Source organism: Mycobacterium sp. (assembly GCF_050701515.1).
Taxonomy (GTDB): Bacteria; Actinomycetota; Actinomycetes; order Mycobacteriales; family Mycobacteriaceae; genus Mycobacterium.
In genome coordinates this window covers 1-4,497 of the sequence record NZ_JBOGDB010000241.1, presented here as the reverse complement: position 1 = coordinate 4,497, position 4,497 = coordinate 1, and the positions used below count along the sequence as shown (strand labels likewise).

Here is a 4,497-nt window from a genome sequence, read left to right as displayed (position 1 = left end):
GGCGGATCCCCGGCTCGTTCTTCCGCCGGGAGGGCCGCCCGTCCACCGACGCGATCCTGACCTGCCGGCTGACCGACCGGCCGCTGCGGCCGTCGTTCGTCAACGGCCTGCGCAACGAGATCCAGGTCGTGGTCACCGTGATGTCCCTGGATCCCAACGATCTGTACGACGTGGTGGCCATCAACGCCGCGTCGGCGTCCACCCAGCTGGCCGGCCTTCCGTTCTCCGGACCCGTCGGCGCTGTGCGCGTCGCGCTGATCGACGGCACCTGGGTGGCGTTCCCGACGGTGCAACAGCTCGAGCGCGCGGTGTTCGACATGGTGGTGGCCGGCCGGGTGCTCGAAGACGATGACGTGGCCATCATGATGGTCGAGGCCGAGGCCACCGAGAACGTCGTCGAACTCGTCGCGGGTGGCGCGCAGGCGCCGACGGAAGCCGTTGTGGCCGAAGGCCTGGAGGCCGCTAAGCCCTTCATCAAGTTGCTGTGCGCTGCGCAGCAGGAGCTCGCCGATCGTGCCGCCAAGCCGACCGGCGAATACCCCGTCTTCCCCGAGTACGGCGACGACGTCTACTACGCCGTCGCCTCGGTGGCCACCGACGCGCTTTCGGAGGCACTGACCATCGCCGGCAAGGCCGAACGCAACGAGCGCACGGACGAGATCAAGGTCGAGGTGCTCGAGCGGCTGGCCGAGCAATACGCAGGCCGGGAGAAAGAGATCGGCGCGGCATTCCGGACTCTGACCAAAAAGCTTGTCCGCCAGCGCATCCTGACCGACCAGTTCCGTATCGACGGCCGCGGCGTCACCGACATCCGCGCGCTGTCCGCAGAGGTCGCCGTGGTGCCGCGGGCGCACGGCAGCGCGCTGTTCGAGCGCGGCGAGACCCAGATCCTCGGTGTCACGACGCTGGACATGGTCAAGATGGCCCAGCAGATCGACTCGCTGGGGCCGGAGACCTCCAAGCGCTACATGCATCACTACAACTTCCCGCCGTTCTCGACCGGTGAGACCGGCCGCGTCGGCTCGCCGAAGCGGCGCGAGATCGGCCACGGCGCACTGGCCGAGCGCGCGCTGGTGCCGGTGCTACCCAGCGTCGAGGAATTCCCGTACGCCATCCGGCAGGTGTCCGAGGCGCTCGGCTCCAACGGCTCCACCTCGATGGGCTCGGTGTGCGCCTCGACAATGGCGCTGCTCAACGCCGGGGTGCCGCTGAAGGCCCCGGTGGCCGGCATCGCGATGGGCCTGGTGTCCGACGACGTCGAACTCGAGGACGGCACCACCGAGCGCCGGTTCGTCGCGCTGACCGACATCCTCGGCGCCGAGGACGCGTTCGGTGACATGGACTTCAAGGTCGCCGGCACCAAGGACTTCGTCACCGCGCTGCAGCTGGACACCAAGCTCGACGGCATCCCGTCGAAGGTGCTGGCCGGTGCGCTGTCACAGGCCAAGGACGCCCGGCTGACCATCCTCGAGGTGATGGCCGAGGCGATCGACGCCCCCGACGAGATGAGCCCGTACGCGCCGCGCGTCACCGCCATCAAGGTGCCGGTCGACAAGATCGGCGAGGTCATCGGCCCCAAGGGCAAGGTCATCAACGCGATCACCGAGGAGACCGGCGCCCAGATCTCGATCGAGGACGACGGCACCGTGTTCGTCGGCGCCACCGACGGGCCGTCGGCCCAGGCCGCGATCGACAAGATCAACGCGATCGCCAACCCGCAGCTGCCCAAGATCGGCGAACGGTTCCTCGGAACAGTCGTCAAGACAACCGATTTCGGTGCGTTCGTGTCGCTGCTGCCGGGACGCGATGGCCTGGTGCACATCTCCAAGCTCGGCCGGGGCAAGCGCATCGCAAAGGTCGAAGACGTGGTGAAGGTCGGCGACAAGCTGCGCGTCGAGATCGCCGACATCGACAATCGCGGCAAGATTTCTCTGGTCCTGGTGTCCGAAGAAGACGCCGCGCAGGACGCCGCGGCTGTCCCCGCTGATTCGCCGGTCGATGCCGCGACCACCAGTAGCTAGTTCCAAAGGGCAGGCCCTGCGGCGCCCTCGACGCGGGGATGAAACATCTGTCGCGGTGCGCCGCACTACCCTGCCCGGTGGTCTGCGCGTCGTCACCGAGTACATCCCGTCGGTGCACTCGGCGTCCGTCGGCGTCTGGGTCGGGGTCGGTTCGCGCGACGAAGGTGCCAGCGTCGCCGGCGCCGCGCACTTTCTGGAACACCTGTTGTTCAAGTCCACCCCCACCCGCACCGCGGTGGATATCGCACAGGCCGTCGACGCCGTCGGTGGTGACCTGAACGCGTTCACCGCCAAGGAGCACACCTGCTACTACGCGCATGTGCTCGACTCCGACCTGGAGCTGGCCGTCGATCTGGTCGCCGACGTGGTGTTGCGTGGCCGCTGCGCGCCCGACGATGTCGAGCTCGAACGCGCCGTGGTGCTCGAGGAGATCGCCATGCGCGACGACGATCCGGAGGACACGCTGGGCGACGTCCTGATGTCGTCGGTGTTCGGTGCGCACCCGGTGGGGCGCCCGGTGATCGGTAGCGCGAAATCCGTCGCGGCGATGACGCGGCCTCAACTGCATTCGTTCCACGTTCGCCGCTACACCCCCGAGCGGATGGTCGTGGCGGTCGCCGGCAATGTGGACCACGACGAAGTGGTCGGGCTGGTTCGCGAGCACTTCGGCCCGCGGTTGGTGCGCGGCCGAACCCCGGTGCCGCCGCGCAAGGGCACCGGCCGGGTAACGGGCCGGCCCGTGCTGCGGGTTCTCAACCGAGATGCTGAGCAGACCCACATGTCGCTGGGCGTACGCGTCCCCGGCCGGCACTGGGAGCACCGGTGGGCGCTCTCGGTGCTCAACACCGCGCTCGGCGGGGGCTTGAGTTCACGCCTGTTCCAGCAGATTCGCGAATCGCGCGGGCTGGCCTACTCGGTGTATTCGGCGGTGGACACGTTTTCCGACAGCGGCGTGCTGTCGGTCTACGCCGCGTGCCTGCCCGAGCGCTTCGGGGAGGTGGTCCGGGTGACCACGGATGTGCTGGCGACGGTGGCTTCCGACGGGATCACCGAAGCCGAATGCCGAATCGCGAAGGGGTCACTGCGCGGCGGACTGGTCCTCGGGCTCGAGGACTCCGGTTCTCGGATGAACCGCATCGGCCGCAGCGAGCTGAACTTCGGCGAGCATCGCAGCATCGCCCACACGCTGTCGATGATCGACGACGTCACGGCCGACGAGGTAAATGCCGTGGCGCGCCGGCTGCTGAGCAGGCGGTTCGGCGCTGCGGTGATGGGCCCGTACCGGACGAAAAGGTCACTGCCGCAGCCGCTTCGGGCCATCACCGGCTGATCGCCTACCGTGGGAGTGGTGAAACCACTATCCCGACGCAGCGTGCTGGTCGGCGGGTTGACGCTCGCCGGCCTCGCCGCATGTGCGCAGAAACCCGCCCTTGCCGAACCGGTCCCGCCGATCAACGAACGCATCGAGGCGTTGCAGCAACGGCACAACGCCAAGATTGGGGTGTACGCGGTCGACCTGCAGTCCGGCCGTACGGTGTCTCACCTGGACGGCGAGCCGTTCTCGATGTGTTCGACGTTCAAGGGCTACGCCGCCGCCCGGGTGCTGCAGATGGTGCAACGCGGCGAGTTGACGCTGGAGGAGACCGTCTTTGTCGATCCGGCCGAGGTGGTCACCTACTCACCGGTGACCGGCCCGCGGGCCGGCGGTGAGATGACCCTGGCAGAGCTGTGCCAGGCGGCGGTGCAGGTCAGCGACAACACCGCGGGCAACCTGCTGCTCGAGACGATCGGCGGGCCCGCTGCGATAACCGACTTCGCCCGCACCATCGGCGACGACCGGTCCCGGCTCGACCGGTGGGAGACCGAGCTGAACTCGGCCGTTCCTGGCGACCCGCGAGACACCACCACGCCGCGAGCGCTGGGCACCGGCTACCGCAACCTGCTCGCCGGCGACGCGCTCGGTCCGCCGCAACGCCAGCGACTGGAGAACTGGCTGCGGGCGAACGAGACGTCGAGCATCCGGCCCGGCCTACCGGGGGGGTGGACCAGCGCCGACAAGACGGGCAACGGCGACTACGGCAGCACCAACGACGTCGGCATCGCGTACGGTCCGGAGGGCCAGAAGTTGCTGCTCGCGATCATGACCCGGTCGCAGGCCGACGACCCGAATACGCCCAATATGCGCCCGCTGATCGGCGAACTCACCACCCTGATGGTGCCCGGGCTGTTGGGATAAGCCATGACCGTCCCGAGCACACCGCAATCACCGGCCGAGGTGCCGCGGTGTTACCGCCACCCGGACCGGGCGACGTACGTCCGCTGCACCCGGTGTCACCGCTACATCTGCCCGGAGTGCATGCGCGACGCCGCCGTCGGCCACCAATGCGAGGAATGCGTCCGCGCGGGTGCCCGGACGGTGCGACAACCGCGAACGCAATTCGGCGGACGAGCGGGTTCGACGACCCCGGTGGTCACC

Annotated in this window: 3 protein-coding genes and 1 pseudogene; all 4 read left to right on the top strand. The window is 68.6% G+C overall.

Annotated features, from left to right (window positions below; all coding sequences use genetic code 11):
• Positions 1-2,021 (top strand): polyribonucleotide nucleotidyltransferase (locus ACRDU5_RS18700; RefSeq protein WP_526616219.1); only part of this gene is annotated, 2,021 nt, incomplete at its 5' end.
• A complete protein-coding gene (locus ACRDU5_RS18695; RefSeq protein ID WP_526616218.1) occupies positions 1,999-3,351 on the top strand; it encodes a M16 family metallopeptidase in 1,353 nt (450 codons plus the stop codon). The genes ACRDU5_RS18700 and ACRDU5_RS18695, both read left to right, overlap by 23 nt.
• An 18-nt stretch (positions 3,352-3,369) precedes the next feature.
• Positions 3,370-4,257 carry a class A beta-lactamase gene (gene bla, locus ACRDU5_RS18690; RefSeq protein ID WP_526616217.1) on the top strand — a complete coding sequence of 296 codons (888 nt, stop codon included), beginning with the start codon at positions 3,370-3,372 and terminating at the stop codon, positions 4,255-4,257.
• A gap of 3 nt (positions 4,258-4,260) precedes the next feature.
• A pseudogene (locus ACRDU5_RS18685) lies at positions 4,261-4,497 on the top strand (rhomboid family intramembrane serine protease); the annotation flags it as partial.

Excerpts from the sequence above, each read along its gene's own strand:
- ACRDU5_RS18695 (WP_526616218.1), top strand. The coding sequence starts at position 1,999 with ATGCCGCGACCACCAGTAGCTAGTTCCAAAGGGCAGGCCCTGCGGCGC.